Here is a 22,678-nt window from a genome sequence, read left to right on the forward strand (position 1 = left end):
CCATGGATCAAGCTGAAGGACTGCGCCGACTGCACAAGACGGCAACCAAGGTCATCACCGTGGCCAGCGGCAAGGGCGGGGTGGGCAAGACCAATGTGGTGGCGAATCTGGCCATCAGCCTGGCGCGTGCCGGCAATCGCGTCATGGTGTTCGACGCCGACCTGGGCCTGGGCAATATTGACATCCTGCTCGGCCTGACCCCGCGCTACAACATCTCGCATGTGCTTTCGGGCGAGAAGACGCTGGAACAGGTGCTGGTGCGCGGACCCCACGACGTCTGGGTGTTGCCCGCGGCCAGCGGCGTGAGCAGCATGGCCGCGCTGGACGCGCAAAGCCAGGCGCGCCTGATCGACGCCGTGAGCGGCATCGACCTGCAGCTCGACTACCTGCTGGTCGATTGCGCCGCCGGCATCTCGGGCGACGTGCTGACCTTCAGCCGCGCCGCGCAATACCTCATCGTCGTGCTGTCCAACGAGCCGGCCTCGGTGGCCGACGCCTACGCCCTCATCAAGGTGCTGTCCAAGCAGTACGGCCAGCGCCGCTTTCATCTGCTGCCCAATATGGTGCGCGATGCGCGCGAAGGCCAGACCCTGTTCGCCAAGATCGTCGGCGTGACGGACCGCTATCTGGACGTCTCCCTCGATCTGGTCGGTACCATACCGCTGGATCCTGCCTTGCGCGCGGCCGTGCGCGCACAACGTGCCGTGGTCGAATCCGCGCCACAAAGCCCTGCCGCGGCGGCCTTCGACGCGCTGGCCTCGCGTGTGCGCGCCTGGCCGGTTCCCAAGGGCCCGGGCGGGCAACTTGAATTTTTCATGGCGCAATGGCTGCAGGCCGGGCAGCCCGCCGCGCCGGCCTGAACGCCGCGACCACCCATCGCCTTGCTCGCACCCAGAATGAAATCCGTCGTGTACAACCCGACTGAGACCCGCGAAGAACGCCTGACCCGGCATCTGCCGATGGTCAAGCGCATCGCGGGCCAGATGGCCGCGCAGTTGCCCGCATCGGTCGACATCGCCGATCTCGAGCAGGCCGGCATGATCGGGTTGTGGGACGCGCTGGAACGCGGCCTGGAGCAGTCGGCGGCGCAGTTCGGCGCTTATGCCGCCATACGCATCCGCGGCGCCATTTATGACGAGTTGCGCCGGCAGGACTGGCTGCCGCGCCGCAGCCGCACGCAGGAGCGCTCGATCCAGAAGGGCATCCAGGCGCTGACCCAGAGCCTGCGGCGGCCGCCGGAGGATGTGGAGATCGCCGCGCATCTGGGCTGGACCCTGGAGGCCTACCAAGCGGCGCTGGCGCAGTCCAGCCTGCAGCTCGTCTATCTGGAAGACCTGTCGCCGGGCGAGGGCCTCGACTTCACTGAACGCCATGCCGACAATTCCATCGCCCAGCCCGACGCCGCCTTGCAGGACGAGCAGCTCGAGCGCGACTTGCAAAGCGCCATCATGGAGCTTCCCGAGCGCGAGCGGATGATCCTCTCGCTGTACTACCAGGAGGATCTGCAGCTCAAGGAAATCGGCCAGGTGCTCGATGTGAGCGAGTCGCGCGTGAGCCAGCTCATGAAGCAGGCCGTGATGCGCCTGCGTGCCAGCCTGCAGGCGCACGGCGCCGCGCCAGCGCGCTGACGCGGCCGGTCGACGATGACGCCGCGGCACCCGGACCCTGATCCCGTCAACCACGCAACGACTTGCGCATGGACATTCTGAGCATCATAGGCCTGGTGGTGGCGCTGGGCTCCATACTCCTCGGGCAGATGCTCGAGGGCGGCCATATCAGTTCCATCGTCCAGCCCACCGCTTTTCTCATCGTCATCGGCGGCACCACCGGCGCCACCATGCTGCAGTTTCCGCTGGCCGTGTTCCTGCGCTCGCTGCGCATGCTGCCATGGATCGTCAAGCCGCCGATGCTCAATCCGGCCGAATCCATCCGCATGATCCTGGACTGGAGCGCCGCCGCGCGCAAGGACGGCCTGCTCGCGCTCGAGGCGCTGATCGACGACGTGCCCGATCCCTTCACCCGCAAGGGCCTGCAAATGCTGGTGGATGGCACCGACCCGGCCAAGATCCGCGCCACCCTGGAGCACGAGATCGGCGCGGTCGAGCATCACGACATGCAGGCCGCCAAGGTGCTGGAATCGGCCGGCGGCTATGCGCCGACGGTCGGCATTCTCGGCGCTGTGCTCGGGTTGATCCACGTCATGGAGAACCTGGCCGATCCGAGCAAGCTGGGCGAGGGCATCGCCGTGGCCTTCGTCGCCACGATCTACGGCGTGGGCTCGGCGAACTTGTTTTTTCTGCCGATGGCGAACAAGATGAAAAGCATCGTGCACACAAGGGCCAAATTGCAGGAACTGGTGATCGAGGGGTTGGTGGCGATCGCCGAGGGCGAGAACCCGCGCATCATCGAGGGACGCCTTCAGAGCTTTTTCGCGCATTGACAAAGACCCGGCGCGCCGGCCGGGGCGGGGCATGAGAGGTGAAACATGAACCAGAGCTACGTTGCCGCAGATCCCGTCGGACCGGTGCAACCCTATGCGCCGGCGACGCCCGTGCGCGATCAGGACCGCTCCCCGAACCGGCAGCCCAGGCAGCCGCCCCGGCCCAGGCCGCCCTCCGAACCCGCCCCCGCCGAGCGCGACAATACGTCCGAGCCCTCGTCCCCGCCGCAGCCGCAAGGGCCTCGCGGAGGACGGATCGACGAACTGGCTTGAGGCCGCTCGGCCGTCCACCCGGGCGCTCCCATTGAAAGGCACCATGGTTCCCCTTCTGCTTGCGCTTGCCGCGCTCATCGTCCTGTTGCAAATCGGCCTGATGGCCATGGTGCGCAAGCTGGTGGCGCAGATCGACCACGAACGCAGGCGCATCTCCGCCCTGGAAGACAGGCTGGACCAGCCGGCCCCGGTGTCCGGCGTGCGCGGCGACGCGGCGGCGGGCACCTTCCGGCTCGTGACCGAGGGCGCGCTCCCGGCAGGGTCTGCCGCGCCAAGGCATTCCGCGCCGCCGGCCGCGGCCGGCACCGGCGCGACGCTTCCCCGAGAGCCTGTCGCCAGTCCCGATGCCGCCCCAGGGCCGCGGGCAAAATCGCCGGTGGCGGCAGCCCAAGCCGCCACCGCATCCGTGCCCGCGGCCGGGTCGGAGCCCGCGCAGGCTGCGCTGCGCGCGCAGATGCTCGACCTGATGCAGCAACTCGTCCAGCAAGGACTGACCGTGCGTGAGATCGCCGCGCGCTGCGGACTCAGCGAAGCCGAAGCCGAATTGATGCTCAGCCTGCAGGGAACCCAGCGGTGAGCAGCCTGCCCGGCGTTCCCTCCGCATTGCCGGCGACGCAGACGGGCGGGGCCGCCTTCGAGGCGCGTTCGGTGGCGCCGCCGGGCAGCCCGGCCGCGGCTCTCGCCCTTGCGCCCGGTACCAGGGTGCTTGCCGAAGTGGTGCAGACCCAGGCCGATGGACAGGTGCTGCTGCGTCTGGGCCAGGCACTGCTGGCCGCCACTTTGCCGGGCCAGCATGCCGTGGGTCAGCAACTGCCCCTGGTGGTCTTGAGCGAACCCGGGGCGCAGCCGCTCCTGCTGCTGGCTCCGCCGAACAGCCCCGCCTTGGAGCAGCCCCAGCTCTCGGCCACGGCGCAACTGCTGGGGCGCCTGCAGCAGCTCGCCCCGCAGAGCGTCGCGGTGCAGCGGACCGGGCCCGTGTGGGTCGAGCCTGGGCCGATGCCCGCACCGCAGCTTGCCCATGCCCTGGCGCAGAGCGTCAAGTCCAGCGGGTTGTTCTATGAAAGCCATCTCGCGGCCTGGGCGCAGGGGCAGCTCCCTTTGCCGGAGTTATTGGCCGAACCGCAGGGCCAGCTTTCACTGCTGCTCGCGCGTCTGCCCACGCCGGCTTCCGCCGCGCCGCCAGCAGGCATGCCGGCTGCTGTCGCTGTCGCTGTCGCCGCTCCACAGGCGCAGGCCGCGAGGCAGGCCGCCGCGCCTTCCGTCCCCGGCGCGCCGGACCAGGTGCCTGCCCAAACCTCCGGGGTTTTGCCGCCCGCGGCGCAAACCGCCGCGGGCGGCCCGGGCCTGGACTTGCGCGCGCAGCAGGCCTTGCAGGCCTACGCGGGGCTGCAGGCGCGGCCGGCTGCGATGCAGGCCGGCATCACCGAACTCCCGGCCCAACTCCAGGGTCTGGTGCAGCAGCAGTTGGCCACCTTGGCGCAGGGCCAGGTGCTGTGGGCGGGGCAGATTTGGCCAGGGCAGGAGCTGCAATGGCGAATCGAGCCGGACGACGCGCGTGCGGGCGGCGAGCCCGGGTCCGCCAGCGCGCGCGGCTGGACCACCGTGCTCAAGCTCGATCTTCCGCAGTTGGGCCAGCTGGTGGTGACCCTGCATCTGGGCGCCGACCAGCACCTTCGCGTCAAGCTGCAGCACAGCGCGCAGGCCGCTTCCATCCTGCGGGATCGGCGCGCGGAGTTCAGCCGCTCGCTGCAGGATGCCGGGCTGCAACTCGACGCGCTGGCTCTGCAGCCCCTGCCGACGCCATGAACCGCGATACGGAATCGCCCCGTTCACAGGCCTCGGGCGCCGCGGCTCCGCGCGAGGCCGTGGCCTTGCGCTACGAAACCGAGCAGGGTGCGCCCGAGGTCGTCGCCAAGGGCCGTGGCTTGATCGCCGAGGCCATCGTGGCCCGCGCCCGCGAGGCTGGCGTGTACGTTCACGAATCGCCCCAGCTCGTGCAGCTGCTCATGGGCGTCGATCTCGACGCGCAGATCCCGCCGACCCTCTATGTCGCCGTGGCCGAGCTGCTGGCCTGGTTGTGGCGCCTCGAGCACGACGCCGGCGGCATGCCCGGTTCCGCGCCCGGCTTCATCCCGGCGGGGCCGGAGCCGTGAACGCGCTTCACGCCGCCCGTGGGTCCCGGGGCTGCGCCGCGAGCCGCCGCGCCCGGCTGCGCCCCGGCCTTGCATGGCCCGATCCTTCTCATCGCCTGCGATCCTTGCCGAAAAAAAACGCGACACGACACCATGTCCAAGACGACATCCACCGCCCGGGTGACCGAGCTGGCACGGGCCACGCTCAAGCGCCTGGCCGAGCTTCACCTGGGGCCGACGCCGGACAACTATGCCCGAATCTTCAACGAGCTGGCGCAAGGCGCCGGTTCGCCGCCACCTGCCGGCGGCATCCCGCCGGCGGCTGAAGCGTCGCGCGCCGCCACCGGGCCCGACGTTGGCCCGGCTCCCGTCCAGGCCGTTGCATGGGGGCCGTTGCTGTTGCATCTGCTGGGCGAATGGGAGCGATCGCAGGCCGGTCTGACCCAATTGCAAAAGCGCCAGTCCATCGAGGTCCTGGGACCGGCCTCGATGCCCGCCATCGAGGCGGGCGAATTGCGGCAGCGTCTCGTGCGGCTGCTGACGCAATGGGCCGCGCTGCCCAGCCGGCAAGCCGCCGGGGCGCTGGCCGACGCGCCGCGCCCGGTCGAGACGCCGGCGGGCGAGGCGATCTGGCGCCAGCTCTGGGCGCAAAGCCTCAAGTACGGCTTGCTGCCCACGTTCACCGATGCGGAGGTGGTGCAGCGGGTGCAGGGCTTGATCGCGCTGGCCGAGGGCGGCGACGCCGTGGCCGATGCCGCAGCGCTGAACGTCCAGTCGCGCGAGCTCTGGCGTTTGTGGGATGCCAGGCACGCCGAAGAACTGGCCGTGCGCGAAGGCCTCGTCAGGCTGTTCGATCTCATGCTGGACAACCTTGGCGAATTTCTGGCGCAGGACCACTGGATCAGCGTCCAGATGTCGGCGATCCAGGACATCCTGCGTCCGCCGCTGGACGTGCGTCGCCTTGAAGAGGCGCAAGGCAATCTCAAGCAACTGCTGTTCCGCCAGGGCGTGCTGCACAAGAGCGCCGACGAGGCGCGCGCCACGGCCAAGGAACTCATCGGCCTGGTCGTGCGCAATCTGGCGGCCTATGCCGAGCACAGCGCCGGCTACAACCAGGCGCTCGAGGCCGATCTGCGCAAGCTCGAAACCAGCGACGACTGGGAAGAGATGCGCGGCGTGGTGCGGGGCATCCTCGAGCAGGGGCGCGAGATGCAGCAGCGCAGCCGCGAACTCGGCGGTCAGCTCGAACTGGCCCAGCGCCAGGCCGCCGAGGCGCATGAGCGCATCCAGAGTCTGGAAAACGAACTCGAACAGGCCAGCCAGAAACTGCAGGAGGATCCGCTCACCGGGGCGCTCAACCGTCGCGGGCTCGACCTGGTTTTCACGCGCGACGCGTCGCGCGCCCTGCGGCTCAAGCTGCCGCTGTCGGTGGCCTTGCTCGATCTCGACCATTTCAAGCGCATCAACGACAACTTCGGACACGATCTGGGCGACGCGTTCCTGCGCGCCCTGGTGGATCTGACCCGCCGCCTCATGCGTCCGAGCGACAGCATCGCGCGCATGGGCGGCGAGGAGTTCATGCTGGTGCTGCCCGATGTGGACGCCGAACAGGCCTACCCTGTCGTCGACCGTCTGCTGCAGGCGTTTTGCGCCCAGCGCATCCTGCATCGCCCCAGCGGGCAAAGCGTCCAGGCCAGTTTCAGCGCCGGAATCGCCGCATGGGGTCAGTATGAGGACTTCGTCTCGTTGTACCAACGCGCGGACGCGGCGCTCCTGCACGCCAAGCAGGCCGGGCGGCAGCGCCTGGTCTATGCGGCGCCGGCCGAGGCGGGAGGAAAATCTCAGCCAGCCCGACCTCTGGCCCGATAGGCACGGGCGGCTGTGCCGCAAGGGGCGATTACCATGCTCGAAACACTGTCTTACCGAGCATGGAACTGTCCGATCTTCAAGCGCGCAATACCCAGATCCTCGCCCTCTTGCGGGCCAGCCGGAAACCACTTCCCTCGCCGAGCGCCGTCGCGCTCGAATTGATGCGCCAGGTCGGGCGCCGCGAAACCGGCGTGTTCGAGGTTTGCCGCTGCGCCCGCAAAGATCCGATGCTGGTGGCCAAGACGGTCCAGGTGGCCAATTCGGCGCTCTACGCCGGCCTGCGCCAGACCGCGGCGGTGGAAGATGCCGTGATGCGCATCGGCGTCGCGACCCTGGCGCGCCTCGCGGTGGGCCTCACGCTGGTGCATACCGCCAGCGACTGGCTGCCCGACTTCGACTTGAACCGGCACTGGCGCTGCGCGCTGGCGCGCGGCCTGGTGATGCAGCGTCTGGCGCGCAGGCTGCGCTCCATTCCAGGCTCGGAGGCCTTCACCCTGGGACTGCTGAGCGATATCGGCCAGTTGGCCATGGCAGCCGCCTTCGGCGCCGAGGTGGCGAACCCCCCTGCGGCGGGGGGCGCGAGTCTCTTGCAATACCAGCGCGAACGCTGGGGCTTCGATCAGAACGAGGCCAGCGCCGCCCTCTTGGAGGACTGGGAATTCCCCGTGGCGCTATGGCTTGCGGTGCTGCCCATCGGCCAGGAGGTCGCGCATGCGGCAGGGCGCGGTGGCGAACTCGCGCTGATGGTGGACGTTGCGCGCTGCGTGGCCGGCAACCTGTGCAGTCTGCACGCCAAGGCCGATCTGCCGGGCCTGTACATGGGTGCCGCGCGCCTGGGCATGGACCAGGAGGCGGTGGTCGTCATGCTCGACCAGATGCGCACCGATTTTCCCGACATGGCGCGCATTCTTGACGTCTCGATCCCCGCGGACCAGGCCGAGGCCGAATTCGAAAGGCTGCGCGCCGCACTCGCCGTGGCGCCGCCGCTGGATGACCGGCTGCCCGATTCGGCGCTCGTGGTCGGTCCGCTCGCGCAGCCGGGCAGCGGCCTGTGCCACGTGCTGGAACAAGATGGAATGCGGGTCCTCGTGGCGCCTGGCCTGGAGCTGGGGACCGAGCTGTTGCGCCTGCACCAGCCCCAGGTTCTCATCCTCGAGAACGAGCTGTTGGCGGGTGACAAGTTGGCGTGGTGCAGGCAGGTCAGACAGGAATTCGGACCCAGGCTCTACATGTTGTTGCTGACCAGTGCACTCGAGGACGAGGAGACGCTTCGCGCGATCGATGCCGGCGCGAACGATGTCCTGGCGTATCCGTCCGAGCCCAGGCTGCTGCTGGCCAAGGTCAGGCTGGGCGGGCATACCGTGCGCCTGCTCGCCGCGCTCGAACACGAGCGTCATCATGCCTTCACCATGCAGCGCGAGCTGGCCCGGATCAACGCCAATCTGCGCGCCGCGGCCTATACCGACGAGTTGACCGGCTTGCCCAACCGCCGCGCGCTCGACGAATTCCTCGCCCAGGCCTGGGCGGACGCCGCGCGCGCCGGGCTAGCCTTGAGTTGCGTGATGCTTGATCTCGACCACTTCAAGGCCATCAACGACAGCCATGGGCACGATGTCGGTGACCGCGTGTTGTGCGCGGTCACGCGCACGCTGCACGCGCAGACCCGTTCGACCGACATGCTGGCGCGTTGGGGCGGCGAGGAGTTGGTGCTGGTGTGCACCAATACGGATGCCCGTGCCGCCGCGGCGCTGGCCGAGCGCATGCGCCGTGCGGTGGAAGACATGCAGGGCGATTTTCCGGCCGTCACGCTTTCCGCCGGTGTCGCTCAGGCGGGATTCAGCGGCACACGAATCGAGGATGTCCTGCATGCGGCGGATCAAGCTTTGTTGCTGGCCAAGCGCGGCGGGCGCAACCGCGTGGTGAGCTTGCCGATCCAGGTGCAGGGCTGCGCCTCACAGGCCGAGTGATCGGCGACACATGCCCCACACGCAAGCCTTCAGCGAGGCAGGCTCGCAGTTCAAACCCACAGCGCTGGCCGCCGCTTACGGGGCGGCGTGTCGCGCGTTGCCGAGCGTGTTGCGCAGCAGTTGCCGCGCCGAGCGGTCCGCCGCCGCGTTGCGGTGCTGCTCCATCCACGTTTGCGCCAGGCGGCCCAGTGTCGTGCGCGGGCGCTGCGGATCCACCTCGCTGGAAAACGCACGCACCCAGGCGGGGATCTCGCCGGCCGGCATGGGCTTGGCCAGCGCGTAACCCTGGCCCGCGTCGGCGCCGAGCAGCGTGGCAGCCTCGACCAGATCGGGGGTTTCCAGCCCCTCGACGACCACCCACAGGCCCAGGCTCTGCGCCAGCTGCACCAGGGCGCCGATGAAGCCGATCACCCGTTCCGGATCCATGCTCGCCTCGCGCACCAGGCCCTGGTCGATCTTGACCGTATGGAAGGGCAGGGTACGCAGGCGCAACAGGCTGCTGTAGCCCGAGCCGAGGTCGTCCATCACCAGGCGTACGCCGACATCGGCCAGCGCGCGCACCGCGCTGTCGCGCCGTTCGGGGTCGTCGAATTCGGTGCCTTCCAGGATTTCCAGGTAGAGCCTGTCGTGGGCGATGCCGGTGGCCGTCAGCGCCTGTGTCACCCATGGGGCGCAGTCGGGCGATTGCATCACATCCAGGGGGAGGTTCACGCTCACACCGAGGTGGATGCCATGGGTTTCATAGGCGGCCAGTTCTTGCAGGGACTGGGCCATGCCGGCGCGGAACAGGCGCGTGAGTTCGGGGCGGCCGAACCAGGGCAGGAAACTTCCGGGCGTGACCAGTTCGCCGCCGGGAAGCCGGAGCCGCGCCAGCGCCTCGACCATATAAGGCTGGCCTGCCTGCAAGTCGACGATGGGTTGCATGTGCATTTCCAGGCCGTCGTCGAACAGGCTCTGGCGCCACAGCAGTCGCTTGCCTATGGGGGTCGGCTGGCTTGCATTCTGGGTCTGCAGCCGCTGCCAGCCGCGCGACAGGGTTTGGCCCAGATTCTCGAGGAAGCCGCGCGCCGCGCGACGTTCGAACATGGCGGGGTAGCCGCCGAACAGCGAGAACACCGCCACGACGTGATCATGGCGGTCGCGGATCGGGATCGCCGCGACGCTGCGGACGCCGGCTTCGCGCGCGGCCTCCCGCCATGGCGCGGCGCTGGCATCCAGGGTATAGCTGGCCAGGGTGCAGATGCGTTCGTTCTGCCAGGCGCAGGAGGTGGGCCCGCGGCTTTCGGCGGCGCCATCCTGCAGCCGGGGCATGCGTACCTTGCCATAGTGGCGGACCATGGCCTGGGCATACGGTTCCAGCCCGGCGGAAAGCTCGATGACGAATTCGCCCGTGTCGTCGGGCGCGCTGATCATGGCGGCCTTCATGCCGGGAAGAATGATCAGCTGGTCGAGCGCGGACTGCATGAACTCAGCCCACGCCGTGCAACTCTGCATGGAGTTCTCAAGGGCGAAGACGTAGGCCTGGTACTGCTCGCGCAGAGCCTGCGCCGCCTCCACCTGGGTTTGCAGTTCCATCTGCACGCGTGCCGACAGCACGCCGGTCAGCCTGCGCCTGTCACCTGGGTGGCAGGGCAGGCTTGCGGTGAGGTCGTTCAGCCCCATGAGATAGATGCTGGTGGCGCGCACCAGCGCTCGCGTGGGCACGCCGACGAGGGCGTGGACATGGCCGATGCGCGCCGCGATCTGCAGATGTTCCTGCCGGCTCAGATCCGGCGACAGGAGCCGGCGCAGGTGATCGATCTGGCGTGCCTTGAGATGGGCGAATTCATCCGGACTGAGGTGGGTGAGAACCTCGAGCGATTCCGGATCCTGGCGCAGGGCTTCGTAGAACGCGGCGACGAATTCATCGACGGCCGGCGCGTAATGGCCAAGGGCCAGCTGCAGGAGATGGTCGGCGTGGGTCCCGTAGGGGTCGTCGTGCGCATGTTCCTGGCTGGTTTCGATGAACTCCACATCGACTTTCTGTCCCCAACGCAGCCACCAGTCGCGACGGTCCGCCTTGTGCAGCTTGGCGCTGTAGAGGGCGGCATCCGCACGACGCAGCAGGGTGTCGGGTTCGGCGCCGTCGGATGGATACAGGGACAGTCCCAGACTCAGGCCCAGGCGCGTGTTGCAGCCCTCGGGCAGCGCGCAGTCCTGCGTCGCTGCGGCCTCGATGGCGCGCAGCCGGGCGGCCAGATCGGCATCGTCGCGCAAGTCCTGCAGCACGAGCACGAATTCATCGCCGCCCATGCGCGCGGCGATGTCGCCTTCGCGCAGGGCGGATTGCAGATTCCCGGCGAACTTCTGCAGCACGGCGTCGCCCGCCAGGTGGCCCCATTGATCGTTGACGAGCTTGAAATCATCCAGGTCGAGCAGGCCCACGGCCATGCCTTGCCCGGTTTCCTTGGCGCGGCTCAGGGCCAGGGGCAGGGTTTCGTTGAGCGCGTGGCGATTGGGCAGTCCGGTGAGCGCGTCGTGCCGCGCCTGCCATTCCACGCGCTCTTGCGCGGCGCGCCGATCGCTCAGATCGCGCATGGCCCACACCGCATCGAAGTGGCCGGTTTCGGTCGGGATGAGCCGGCTTGAGATTTCGCACCAGAACAGGCTGCCGTCGGCGCGGCGCAGTTGCAGCTCGCGCCGCACGTCTTCTCCGCGCTTGAGGGCGGAATAGAGCGCGTCGCCGATTTGCTCGAAGTCGGCGCGCGTGGGATAGATCACCTCCGCGGATTGGCCGGCGAGGTCTTCGGGGCCGGCATAGCCGAACATCTCGGCCATGCGGCGGTTCACCTTGCGGAACACGCGCCGATTCGTCAGGGCGATGGCCACCAGCGAGTTGTCCAGCATGGCCTGTTGCAGGGCCGCCCCGGCCTTCACTTCCTGCAGCTGGCTTTGCGTGTTGAGCAGGACGCCGGCCAGGGAGGCGGAGAATTCGAGCAGTTCCAGGTGGGCTTGCGTCGGCGAGCCCGCTTGGGTTCCGGTGAGGGCAAAGGTGCCGAGAATGCGATCGTCACGCCAGATGGGCCAGGACCAGCAGGACTGTAGGTCCCAGGTTTCGGCCGCGGCCCGCAGCGCGTCCCAGCGCGTGTCGTGCGGGATGTCGCCCACCAGGCAGGGCTCGCGCAGATAGACCGCGTTGCCGCAAGAGCCGGCGTGGGGTCCCGGGGCCAGGCTGTCGAGCGCCGCCAGCAGGTCCGAGGGCGCGCTGGGCGCGGCCAGCACGTGAAGCAGCCCGTCCTCGCGCATGATCATGATGCTGGCGATGCGCCCTGGCGCCTGCTGCTCGGCCAGCAGGCACAGGCGCACGGCCAGATCCTCCGGCGGCTTGCCGGCGGCCAGGTCGTGCAGGATCTGCGTCGAGACATCGAGCAGGCCCGCGGAGACATCGGCGCTTGGGGTTTTCATCGGCGGCGCGGGCTGCCCAGGAGATCGATGACGAAGACTTCGCGTCCGGCGTCCTCGGGCCTGCTGCCGCGGCGGCAACCCACCACCTCGCAGAGCAGGATTCCGGCCTCGGCGTTGCCGGCGAGCTCCTTGTCGAGGGTCACGGGGTCGCCGCGGTCGAGCGGAAAATCGGCCAGAATGGTCAGCTTGCCGCCGCCCGGATCGGCCACCAGCAGCACCTCGCTGGCCGCGCCGCTGGAATGCCAGGAGCGGCGCAGCAGCACGCGGCGCGCCTTGAACATGCCCCGGTTGTCGAGGCGCAGGCTCTCGGTCTTCTTCAGCAGCTCCTGCAGCTTCGGATCGTTCCAGTCCACGTCCACCAACCTGCTGGTGGGGTCTTTCGCCTCGCTGTTCATGATGCCGCCCTCATGGGGCCAGGTAGCCGGTCGTGCGGGTCGGACCTGGTTGCACTGCCGCCGAGCGCCGGCAAGTCGACCGGTGTTTCCAGGATCCACTGCCTGGCGAGCCTGCCCAGCAGGGTCTGCGGCGGCTGCGACAGGGATGCGGTCTTGAACTGGGCGGTCCAAGACGCGAAATCATGCACCGGCATGGGCTGGGCGAAGGCGTAACCCTGGCCGGCGTCGGCACCCAGGACCGCGGCCACTTCGACGAGGTCGGGGGTTTCCAGGCCTTCCACCACCACGCCCAGCTTGAGGCTTTGCGCCATGCGCACCAGCGAGCCGATGAAGCGGATCACCCGCTCGGGATCCTTGCCGGCCTCGCGCACGAGTCCCTGGTCGATTTTGACGATGTGAAAGGGCAGGGTGCGCAGGCGCAGCAGGCTGCTGTAGCCCGAGCCGAGGTCATCCATCACCAGGCGGACGCCCAGCGCGGCGAGGGCATGCACGGCGACGTCGCGCCGCTCGCCGTCCTGGAATTCGGCATCCTCGAGAATTTCGAGGTGCAGGCGCCCGGGTTCGATCCCGAACTGCGCGAGCGCTTGGCTCACCCATGTCGCGCAGTCGGGGTGCAGCAGCACTTCGGGCGGCAGGTTGAGCGAGATGTCGGGGCGCAGGCCCTGCGCGTCCCAGACGCTGACCTGCCGCAGCGATTGCTCCAATCCCAGCGTGAACAGCCGAATGAGTTCGGCGGTCCCGAACCACGGCAGGAATTGCACGGGGTTGATGATGCTGCCGTCCTCGAGACGCAGGCGCGCCAGCGCCTCCACCTTGTCGGCTTTGCCGGTGCGCAGATCGACGATGGGCTGGACGTACATCTCGAGTCCGCCATTGAACAGGCGCAAACGCCAGGCCCGTCGCTCGCGTGCCAGCAGCGTTCCGCCCTGCGCCACGTGCAGGCCGCGCGCCGCGCGCTCGAACAGCAGCTCGATGGACTGCATGAAGCGCCGCATCTCCTGGGTTTCGAACATGCCCGGCACGCCGCCATACAGGCCGAAGACGCCGAGCATGCGGTCGCGGCCGTCCTTGACCGGCACGGCCGCCGAACTGCGGATGCCCACCGCATGCGCGGACTCGCGCCACGGCGCCATGCGCGCATCGGCGACGTAGCTGGCATTGGTTTCGATGCGTTCGCTGCGCCAGCAACGTGGATGCGGAGACTGGCTGAAGGCGCTTTGTTCGTCGAAATTCAGCGGCGCCACTTCGCGGTCGTGCATGGACTGCAGGTAGGCGTCGAAGCTGCCCCCGGTGAACTCGGGCACGAAGCGGCCCAGCGCGTCGGGTTTGTACAGCACGGTGGCCTTGATGCCGGGCAACTTGGCCACGGCGTCCAGCACCGTGCGCGCCACGTCGGCCCATTGGGTGATGTCCTGCAGCCTTTGCTCCAGGTTCAGCAGGGCCTGCTGGTAGTGTTCGCGCAGGCTCTGCGCGGCATGGGTCTGGGTTTCCAGCTCGACCTGGAGCCGGCCGGACATGGCGTGGGCGAGCTGCTGCCGGTCGCGGATGCGCCCGGGCATGCCGGCGGCCAGTTCGTGCAACTGTTGCAGATACCAGCCGAGGCTGGAGACCAGGCTGTGCGTCGACACGCCTGCTAGGGCATGCTGGGTGCCGATCAGGGTGGCTTCCTTGCGGTGGTCGATTTCGTGCAGATTGGGCGCGAGCAGGCGGTGCAAATGGCCGGTCTGCCGGCGCTTGAGCATGGCGAGTTCATCGGCGTCCAGCCGATGCATGATCTCGGCGGCGGCGTCGTCGTCGGCCAGTTGGGTGTAGAACTGCTCGACGAAATGGCCCGCGGCATGTGCGAGATGCGTCTGCGCCTGCGTGAACAGGCGCCGGGCCTCTTCGCCGTAAGGATCCATGGCCTGCAGCACGACCGGGGCGGTGTGTTCGTTGCTGGCGCCTTCGCGCCAGCGCTGCCACCAGATGGGCCGGTCGGCCTTGTGGGCCTTGCTGGCGTACAGGGCCGCGTCGGCGTGTCGCAGCAGCAGGTCGGCATCGGCCTGGTCGTTCGGGTACAGCGTCAGGCCCAGGCTCATGCCGACCCGGGCTTCCACGTCGCCGGTGAGCTTGAACGGGGTTTCGACCACGGTGTGCAAGCGGTTGAGCAGGATGGCGAGATCGTCCTCGCGCCCCAGGCCCTCGAGGACGACGACGAACTCATCGCCGCCCAGGCGCACGACGAGATCGGTGTCGCGCACAGCAGCCTTCAGGCGCTGGCCGAGTTGCTTGAGCAGGGCGTCGCCGGCCTGGTGGCCCCAGGTGTCGTTGACGGGTTTGAAATCATCCAGGTCCATCACGCCCACCGCCAGCAGGCTGCCCTGGCGCCGCACCCGGGCCATGGCCAGCGGCAAGTGGGTTTCCAGCATCAGTCGGTTGGGCAGGCCGGTCAGCATGTCGTGCCGCGCCAGATAGGCCTGGCGCGATTGCTCGGATTTGAGGTCGGCCTTCAAATCGAGTTCAGTCAGGGCGCGCCCCAGCAGTTCGGGGACGCGGCGCAGCATGCCGAGCATGGCCTCGTCCAGATCCCGCTTGTTCAGGGCCACCAGGGCGAGCAGGGCCCAGGGCTCGTCATGGCGGTGGATGACGAGCAGGGCGCCCGCCAGTTCCAAGCCGGGTAAGGCGTAAGGCGCCCAGGGCTGCAGCAAAGGCGAATCGGGCTCGGTGTCGAGGGTCAGCTCCTGGGTTTCCCATGCCCGCTTCAGCGCGGGGCTTTGGCGCAGCACGGGCGCCGGCGCCGCGCTCAGCACCTCGGCGCCGCTTCCCGCCGCCGCCAGAACCTGCAACCGGCCTTCGGCATCCGGCTGGCCCACCCAGGCCGCGACGAACAAGCCGCTTTCCAGCAGCCGGGTACAGGCGCTGAGCAGCAGTTCGGCCTCGCTGCGCGCGGCGATCAGGGTGTCGATTTCGGCCAGGATGGATTGCAGGATTTCCTGCTGGCGCTGCCGGCTCTCGCGTTCCTCTCGCTCCGCCGCGAGCAGGGCGAGCCGGTCGAGTCCGCGGCCGATCTCCCGCGCCATCTGCTCAAGCAAGCCGCCAAGCTCGGCATCGAAGATGTTTTGCCGGGCGTGGTAGACCGACAGCACGGCCTTGATCTCGTCGCCTTGTCGGATCGGGAGTGCGGCGCAGGCGCCGAAACCATGCGCGCCGGTGCGCTGTTTCCACGGGGTGACCGATATGGCGTCGTCGCTTGGGCCGAAGATCGGAAGGCCGCCGCGCCAGGCGCGTTCGCAAGGGCCCCGGTCTTTGGACGCGGCCGGGCCGTCGAGTTGGCTTGTGTCGCCAGCCGAGGCCAGGATCCGGAACTGCCGGTCGGCGTCCGGTTCGCCGATCCAGGCCAGTTGCATGCCGGCCTGCTCGACGGCGAATCCGCAGGACGCCTGGTACAGCGTGGCCGCGTCAGGAGCCGTGGCGGCGCATTGGCTCATCCGCGCCAGCGCCGCATTGAACCGCGCAAGCCTGCGTTGCTGCCCGTGCAGGCGTTGGATCCACAATCCGGCCACCACCTGCACGGCGAGCAACAGCAGCCATGTCGACAGCAGTGGAACGACCTGCCTGATCCAGGTTTGCATGATGACCGAGCTGGGCACGCTGGCGAAGGCGGCGACGGGCCAGCCCGCCAGGCGCTGCCAGGCCACGATGTGGTGCTGGCCCGAGGCTTCGACCCAGCCCGAGGCCACGCCGCTGCGGGCCTGGGGCTGCCGGGTCAGCGTGCGCGCCAGGATGCCCCGGGACGGACGCAGCAGGAGGGCCGCCTTGGCGCTGGGAGAGGCCTGCGGCAGTCTGGCGAGCAGATAGCCGTCGTTGCGCATCAGGCCCACGGTGGGGACGTGGGCGTCGTCGTTCATCGAACTGGCCTGCGCGCGCAGGGTTTGCAGGATGTCCTCGGTTTGCATGACGAAAATCAGGAGGCCCGGGCGTCCGGCGACGGGCGTCGGCACGGCGCAGCGCACCGGGGTGACCAGATGGCCTCCACGCGCGGCGCCGGGCATGGCCCGGCCGATCTGGACCGTGCCGTTCAAGGCCTGCGCGCGCCGCAGTTCGTCGCTGAAGTTCGGGCTTGTCTTGGATGCGGCGACGGGCGGCAGCTCCCGGGTCGAGGCGACCAGGCGGCCTTGATGGGACAGCAGGTCGATGCGGTCGATGAACGGCAGCTGCGGCAGGACGTCCAGCATCCAGGCGCGGGCCGCCCGCGGCTCGTCCCACACGCCCGGATGGTCGGCGAGCTTTTCCCGGGCAATATTGCACACCGTCTGGATGCCGGCGTAGCGCTGGGTCATCGAATCGGCCCAGAACGCGGACTGGCTGGCCAGCAGCTTGCCCGCGGTGGACTGGATGTCCGTGTAGCGCCCGTAGAGCATCGCGGCAACCGCCAGTGCCAGCGCGACGTTGGCCGCAAGGACCAGGCGCAGCAAGCTGCGCACTTCCCGGGGCTTGGCGGTGGAGACGGACATGGGCGTGGCGATGGTTCGCAAATGGGGCATTTGATCCCCGATTACAGCATCGTCACAAATGCCAAGCGGGGGTGACAGTCCAACAAAACGTCACAAAACGCGAAATCTTTCACGCTTACGCGGTTTATCCGGTTTGCCAGCATGGGCTTCGGACGATCCGCGTCGATGTCGGGGTCGGGATATCGTCAGGTTTGGGCGTCTGCACCGGAATCCCGCCGCTGAACATGGCGTCCCCGGTCAGGGCACCAGATAGGCGATAAACACGCCCTGATCCTGTCTGCCGCGCTGTCCGGGCCTGCAAAGCTTGACCCGGTAGCGGCGTTCTTGCGTCTCGGGCTTGGCGGCATCGCGCAGGACCACGCTCGCCCCCGCGTCGAGCCGGGTTTCGAGGGAGAGGGTCAGCGCCGCACCGGGCGCGGTTTCATGCAGCAGCGCGGCGTCGATCCATTCGCCGGCAGGCATGTCGTCCAGCCGCAGCTGCAGTCCCACCGGGACTTTCTGCTCCCACAACGATTCCAGCAGGTAGTTGACGCGGCGCGCGGCGTAGGACCAGGAGCCGCGCCCGGGCCGCATGGCGTCTTCGACCGGGCCGCGCTGCCCCTCGTTGGCTAGGTCGATCAGCCTGGCGAGTTCCTGGTGCCAGTGGTCGTGCCACATGCGCAGGTCGTCCAGGGTTTCGGCCATGCCCGGTACGTCGACGAAGCGCAGCCAGATTCCCACCTCGCAGGCGAATGAACTCGCGGCATGGTCCGGGTCGCCGTAGTCCGTCTGGCCGCCGAGGATTTCCTGCAGATGTTTTTTCGCGCGCAGTCGCTCGCGCGCCCACATCTCGGCGACGTCGTAATAGCTCTTGCTCTGCTGGTCGCCGATCATCGGCAGCATGATGGTGCGCCGGTCCATGACGCCGGCTTGCGAGAAAGCCGAGCGGTCCAGGGGCTTGAACCAGCGCGGGAAGAGTTTCACCAGCGCTTGGCGCCAGGAGATCGGAAGGTGTTGGATCAACTCGGACATGGTCTGGCCTGCTTGAGCGTGGAGTGAAGCGAAAGCCCGCGCTGGCCGTGGTCTCGGCAAGCTTGGGCATTCGCGCGACGTGTGCTGCTGCGTTGAGAACCTGCCCCGCCCCGTTTCACGCCAACCGTGGGGACGGCGGGATGCCGTGCGCGCACAGATTACTTCAAGCCGGCCTGCAGGTTAAGTCTCAGTCTCAGCCTCGGTCTCCCGCGAAGCTTCCGCATCCAGTTTGAATACGAGCATGGTGTCCTGCAACTGGGAAGCCTGGGCGTTCATTTCCTCGGCGGTGGCGGCGAGTTCTTCCGAGGCCGAGGCATTCTGCTGGGTGACGGCATTGAGCTGGGCCACGGCCTGGTTGATCTGCTGCATGCCGGTGGCCTGCTCCTCGCTGGCGGCGTTGATCTCCTGCACCAGGTCCGAAGTCTTGGCAATGGCCGGCACCATCTGCGCGAGCAACTGGCCGGCGGTCTCCGTCTGCTTGACGGTGGAGGAGGCCAGATCACCGATCTCCTTGGCCGCGACCTGGCTGCGCTCGGCCAGCTTCCTCACCTCGGCGGCCACCACGGCAAAGCCCTTGCCATGCTCGCCGGCGCGGGCGGCCTCGATGGCCGCGTTGAGCGCCAGCATGTTCGTTTGATACGCGATGTCGTCGATGATCGAGATGCGCTCGGCGATCGACTGCATGGCCGCCACCGTCTGCTGCACCGCCGCGCCCCCCTCACGCGCCTGGGACGAAGCCTGCTGCGCCATGGCGTCGGTGAGGCGGGCGTTGTCGGCGTTTTGCTTGATCGAGGTGGTGGCCTGCTCCAGCGTGGCGGAGGTTTCCTCCACCGAGGCGGCCTGCTCCGAGGCCGACTGCGACAGGCTTTGCGAGGTGCTGGAGACCTGGGTCGAGGCCGAGGACAGGTTGTCGGCGGCGGCGCGCACCGCGGTGATGGTGGCGGTGAGCTTGGCCACCATCGTGCCCAGGGCATGAAGGAGCTGGCCGGTCTCGTCGCGCGACGAGGCGGAAACCCGCACCGACAAGTCGCCGTCGGCCACGCGCTGGGCCACCCCCACGGCCTGGCTCAGCGGGCCCGTGATCGAGCGCGTGATCCAGATGCCGCCGAGAATGGCCGCGATGACGAAACCCAGGGAGATGAGGAGATTGCGGCGTAGGCCGCTGACATACCGGGCCTGGCTTGCCTCGTAGGCGGCGTGCATCTGGGTTTTCTGGGACTCGATCAGCTGCTCGATTTCATGGCGCATCTTCAGCACCACGGGCTGGGCGAGCTGGGTGTAGATGGTGCCTGCCTGAGGGTAGAGGTTTTGCTCCATCAAGGCGATGGCTTGCTGCTGGACAGTCCGGTTCTTGGCGATCAGCGCCCGAATCCTGGTCAAGCCCTGTTCGATTTGCGGGTCTGGCGGCAAGGCTTCCAAGGCCTTGAAGACTTCGCCGGTGCTGCGCTGATTCTTTTTCAGGTGCGCCTGCATGTCCGCGAGATTGCCGCCGTCCCGCACCGGGTTGAGCATGGCGCGGTAGAGCGTGGCGGTGGTGTCCTGGAAGTTGTCGAAAAAAACGTTCAGCAACTCGACACGCCGCGTTTGGACCTGGACGATTTCGCCGAATTCCGCGTTGATTTCCTTGATCTGCATCTGCGCCAGCACGGCGTTGAGCACGATCACGCCGACCATGCCGATCAAGCCGATGGTCATGCGGGTGCGGATGCGCATATTGTTGAATGCCGTCATGGCTCAGTCTCCTCGTTCAGGTTGTTGTTGTGCATGCAAGGTTGACGGCACAGATCGGCAGGACTGGAGTGGGGAAACTCCGGGTTACATCCGTCCATATTCGACCATTGCCGCGGGAATGTCCTCCAGGGACAGGATGCGGTCCGCGCCGCCGAGCTTGATGGCTTCCTTGGGCATGCCGAACACCACGCTGCTCTGTTCGTCCTGGGCGACGGTGCGTGCGCCGGCGTCGTGCATGTCCTTCAAGCCGCGTGCGCCATCGTCCCCCATGCCGGTGAGGATGATGCCCAGGGCATTGCGCCCGGCGCATTGCGCCACGGAGCGGAACAGCACGTCGACCGAGGGGCGGTGGCGGTTCACCGGCGGGCCGTCGCGCACCTCGACGTGGTACTGCGCACCGCTGCGCCGTACCTGCATGTGCCGCCCGCCGGGAGCAATGAGCACCAGGCCCGGGGTGAGGCGGTCGCCGTCGCGGCCTTCGCGCACGTCGAGCGCGCACAGGCTGTCGAGGCGTTCGGCGAAGGTCGCGGTGAATTTTTCCGGCATGTGCTGCACCACGGCGATTCCGGGCAGGGTGCGCGGCAACTGGGTCAAAACGCGCTCCAGCGCCAGGGTTCCACCGGTGGACATGCCCATGGCGATGATTTTTTCCGTGGTGTCGGCCAGCACGTGCGGGGTGGTGGACTGGACGGCGGGAGCGAGTCCGGGCTTGGCCGCTGGCGCCCGGGCCGCTGTGCGCAGGCTGCTGGTGTTGGCGCGCGCGGCGGTCTTGATGGTCTGCGCCAGTTCAGTGGTTTGCTCCACCAGGAAGTCCTTCAGGCCGACACGCGGCTTGGTCACGACGCTGACAGCACCCGCGGCCAGCGCGTCGAGCGTGATCTGGGCGCCTTTTTCCGTGAGCGTGGAGCAGATCACCACCGGCAAGGGGTGCTCGACCATCAGCTTCTTGAGGAAGGTGATGCCGTCCATGCGCGGCATTTCCACGTCGAGCACCAGGACATCGGGCCACGCGCCCTGCTGCATGCGCTGCAGCGCGAACAGGGGGTCGGGCGCGGTGCCGATCACCTCGATGCCGGGGTCGCGCAGCAGCACGGCCTGCAGCACCTGCCGCACGACGGCCGAATCATCGACGATGAATACCTTGACTTTGTTGGGAATCGCCATGACGCGAGCTCCGTTTAGGGTTTGTGTTGGGTCAGGCCTGACCGTGCGTGCGCTGCTGCGCGTCCTGGCCCCAGAACTTGAGGTAGGCGTCGCCGCTCCAGATCTCGAACATCAGGTTGCGATGTCCCTGGCCGCCCAGATGCTCGGCCTTGAGCTTCAGGCCATGCTGCCTGACCAGCTCGCGGCCGGTGAGCACGTTTTTCAGCGGCACATCGGTGTAGCCGGCATGTGGGGTGCGGTGCGCATGGTCGAACATGCGCCCTCCGCCGAAGAGCTTGGCGTCGTACTCCTCGGGGCGCGTGCGCGCCGCGCGCATGCTGCGCAGGAACATCAGCATCGCCTCGTCCGCGTATTTACCGTCCAGCGCGTCGTGTCCATGCCGGCCTTGCCTGGCGCGGCTGGGCAGCATGTAGTGGCACATGCCGCCAATCTTGAGACGGGAGTGCCAGACGGTCACGGCGACGCAGGAGCCGAGCAGGGTGCGCACGCGCGTGCGCCCCTCGCCGAAATACAACTCGCCGGGCTGCAGGAAGATTTCCAGGGGCTCCTCTTCCTGGATGGCCAGGTTTCTGGGCCAGGTCGGCGCGTTCATAGTCCCTTCCGCGGCGCCCCAGGATCCTTGCGGTACACGGCGGGTTGCACGGCCTGCAGCGGGACGTCGAGGCCGTTGAGGCTTTCGGAATGGCCGACGAAAAGGTGGCCGCCCGGGCGCAGCGCGTCGACCAGCCGGTGGCAGATCTGGCGCTTGGTCTCGCTGTTGAAATAGATCATGACGTTGCGCAGAAAAATCAGGTCGAACGGGCCCATGTCGGGAAAAGGCGCATTCAAGTTCACGATGCGAAACTGCACGCGCTCGCGCAGACTGGCCTGCAAGGTGAAGTAGCCAGCCTGGGCGCCGACACCCTTGAGGCAGTAGGCCTTCAGATAGGGCTGCGGGATTTTCTCGGCCCGCTCCATCGGATACACCGCGCTTTGCGCCTGCTCCAGAATGCGTGTGCTGATGTCGGACGCCATGATGTCCCAGGGGCGCGACCCCAGCCGCTCGGCCAGCACCATGGCGGTGCTGTAGGGCTCCTCGCCGCTGGAACACGCCGCGCTCCAGACCCTGAACGGCCGGCCGGGCTCGACTTTGGGCAGGATCTGTTCGGCGAGGTAGGCGAAGTGCTTCGGTTCGCGGAAGAAATAGGTTTCGTTGGTCGTCAGGATGTCGATGACCTGCTGCCGTTCCTTCGCGTCGCGCTGGATATGCCGGAGGTATTCGGTGAACGTGGCGCAACCGGCGCCTTGCAGCCGGCGCGCCAGGCGCCCGCTGACCAGCGCCTTCTTGGTCGGCGCCAGCGTGATGCCTGCGGCTTCGAACATCAGCTTGCTGAAGCCGGCCAATTCGGTATCGGTGAGTTCGCTCATTTGAAGTTGCGTAGGTGTATCTGTCGCGAAGGGCTTCATGCCGCCTTGGTTGTCCAGGCGCGGGGAAATCGGCTCTCAAGGAAACGCCGGGCCGCTCCCAGGTTTTCTTGGCCCCCACGGGGGCGGCGTGCCGCCCCTGGGGCGCTCAGAACCGGACGAACTCCGCATCACCGGGCGTGGCCATGACCATGGCCGGGGTTGTGGCGGTTTTTCGGGTCGTGCGCTTGGCCTGCTTGGGCGCGGGCGCAGCCGGCGCCTGGCGCGCCGCGCCCCCGTCGGCCAGCCTGAACTGGCGCATGGTGTCCTGCAACTGGGAAGCCTGGGCGTTCATTTCCTCGGCGGTGGCGGCGAG

At 68.0% G+C, this 22,678-nt stretch carries 17 protein-coding genes and 1 pseudogene; 9 read left to right on the forward strand and 9 right to left on the reverse strand.

What is annotated here, in order from left to right:
* Window positions 1–2: 2 nt before the first annotated feature.
* The 9 genes from THIARS_RS14660 to THIARS_RS14695 all read left to right on the forward strand — a co-directional run bounded on the left by THIARS_RS14660 (window position 3) and on the right by THIARS_RS14695 (window position 8,681).
* Complete coding sequence (locus THIARS_RS14660; protein WP_094161535.1) at window positions 3–860, forward strand: MinD/ParA family protein; 858 nt, start codon at window positions 3–5, stop codon at window positions 858–860.
* Window positions 861–896: 36 nt separating this feature from the next.
* A complete protein-coding gene (gene fliA, locus THIARS_RS14665; RefSeq protein ID WP_094161536.1) occupies window positions 897–1,628 on the forward strand; it encodes an RNA polymerase sigma factor FliA in 732 nt (243 codons plus the stop codon).
* A gap of 68 nt (window positions 1,629–1,696) precedes the next feature.
* Window positions 1,697–2,440, forward strand: a complete 744-nt coding sequence (locus tag THIARS_RS14670; RefSeq protein WP_094161537.1) for a flagellar motor protein — start codon at window positions 1,697–1,699, stop codon at window positions 2,438–2,440.
* Between the two features lie 45 nt (window positions 2,441–2,485).
* Window positions 2,486–2,713 carry a hypothetical protein gene (locus THIARS_RS18380; RefSeq protein WP_141202429.1) on the forward strand — a complete coding sequence of 76 codons (228 nt, stop codon included), beginning with the start codon at window positions 2,486–2,488 and terminating at the stop codon, window positions 2,711–2,713.
* A 43-nt stretch (window positions 2,714–2,756) separates the two neighbouring features.
* The gene (locus THIARS_RS18995) at window positions 2,757–3,290 is read left to right on the forward strand and encodes a DUF2802 domain-containing protein (protein WP_245845940.1); all 534 of its coding nucleotides are present in this window, start codon (window positions 2,757–2,759) and stop codon (window positions 3,288–3,290) included.
* Window positions 3,287–4,519 (forward strand): flagellar hook-length control protein FliK, encoded by a 1,233-nt coding sequence (fliK, locus tag THIARS_RS14680; RefSeq protein ID WP_094161538.1) that lies wholly within the window; start codon window positions 3,287–3,289, stop codon window positions 4,517–4,519. The genes THIARS_RS18995 and fliK overlap by 4 nt, the downstream gene beginning before the upstream one ends.
* Window positions 4,516–4,866, forward strand: coding sequence for an EscU/YscU/HrcU family type III secretion system export apparatus switch protein (locus tag THIARS_RS14685; RefSeq protein WP_094161539.1), 351 nt, complete (start codon window positions 4,516–4,518; stop codon window positions 4,864–4,866). The genes fliK and THIARS_RS14685 overlap by 4 nt, the downstream gene beginning before the upstream one ends.
* A 132-nt stretch (window positions 4,867–4,998) precedes the next feature.
* Complete coding sequence (locus THIARS_RS14690; RefSeq protein ID WP_094161540.1) at window positions 4,999–6,714, forward strand: GGDEF domain-containing protein; 1,716 nt, start codon at window positions 4,999–5,001, stop codon at window positions 6,712–6,714.
* 59 nt (window positions 6,715–6,773) lie between these two features.
* Window positions 6,774–8,681, forward strand: a complete 1,908-nt coding sequence (locus THIARS_RS14695; protein WP_094161541.1) for a sensor domain-containing diguanylate cyclase — start codon at window positions 6,774–6,776, stop codon at window positions 8,679–8,681.
* A gap of 75 nt (window positions 8,682–8,756) precedes the next feature.
* Here the strand turns inward: THIARS_RS14695 and THIARS_RS14700 are convergent, their stop codons facing one another.
* The 9 genes and pseudogenes from THIARS_RS14700 to THIARS_RS14740 form a co-directional block, all read right to left on the reverse strand.
* The gene (locus tag THIARS_RS14700) at window positions 8,757–12,125 is read right to left on the reverse strand and encodes an EAL domain-containing protein (protein WP_094161542.1); all 3,369 of its coding nucleotides are present in this window, start codon (window positions 12,123–12,125) and stop codon (window positions 8,757–8,759) included.
* A complete protein-coding gene (locus THIARS_RS14705) occupies window positions 12,122–12,520 on the reverse strand; it encodes a hypothetical protein (RefSeq protein ID WP_094161543.1) in 399 nt (132 codons plus the stop codon). Before THIARS_RS14705 ends, THIARS_RS14700 begins: the two co-directional genes overlap by 4 nt.
* On the reverse strand, window positions 12,517–17,013 hold the full coding sequence (locus tag THIARS_RS14710; protein ID WP_094162162.1) for an EAL domain-containing protein: 4,497 nt from the start codon (window positions 17,011–17,013) through the stop codon (window positions 12,517–12,519). Before THIARS_RS14710 ends, THIARS_RS14705 begins: the two co-directional genes overlap by 4 nt.
* A 237-nt stretch (window positions 17,014–17,250) precedes the next feature.
* The gene (locus tag THIARS_RS14715; protein ID WP_094161544.1) at window positions 17,251–18,024 is read right to left on the reverse strand and encodes a hypothetical protein; all 774 of its coding nucleotides are present in this window, start codon (window positions 18,022–18,024) and stop codon (window positions 17,251–17,253) included.
* A 180-nt stretch (window positions 18,025–18,204) separates the two neighbouring features.
* Window positions 18,205–19,755, reverse strand: coding sequence for a methyl-accepting chemotaxis protein (locus tag THIARS_RS14720; RefSeq protein ID WP_141202430.1), 1,551 nt, complete (start codon window positions 19,753–19,755; stop codon window positions 18,205–18,207).
* Between the two features lie 84 nt (window positions 19,756–19,839).
* Window positions 19,840–20,919 (reverse strand): protein-glutamate methylesterase/protein-glutamine glutaminase, encoded by a 1,080-nt coding sequence (locus THIARS_RS14725; protein WP_094161545.1) that lies wholly within the window; start codon window positions 20,917–20,919, stop codon window positions 19,840–19,842.
* A gap of 31 nt (window positions 20,920–20,950) precedes the next feature.
* On the reverse strand, window positions 20,951–21,511 hold the full coding sequence (locus THIARS_RS14730; protein WP_094161546.1) for a chemotaxis protein CheD: 561 nt from the start codon (window positions 21,509–21,511) through the stop codon (window positions 20,951–20,953).
* Window positions 21,508–22,326 (reverse strand): CheR family methyltransferase, encoded by an 819-nt coding sequence (locus tag THIARS_RS14735; RefSeq protein ID WP_094161547.1) that lies wholly within the window; start codon window positions 22,324–22,326, stop codon window positions 21,508–21,510. Before THIARS_RS14735 ends, THIARS_RS14730 begins: the two co-directional genes overlap by 4 nt.
* Before the next feature lie 145 nt (window positions 22,327–22,471).
* Window positions 22,472–22,678, reverse strand: a pseudogene (locus tag THIARS_RS14740) (methyl-accepting chemotaxis protein); the annotation flags it as partial.

The organism is Thiomonas delicata, assembly GCF_900088825.1.
Lineage (GTDB): Bacteria > Pseudomonadota > Gammaproteobacteria > Burkholderiales > Burkholderiaceae_C > Thiomonas_A > Thiomonas_A delicata.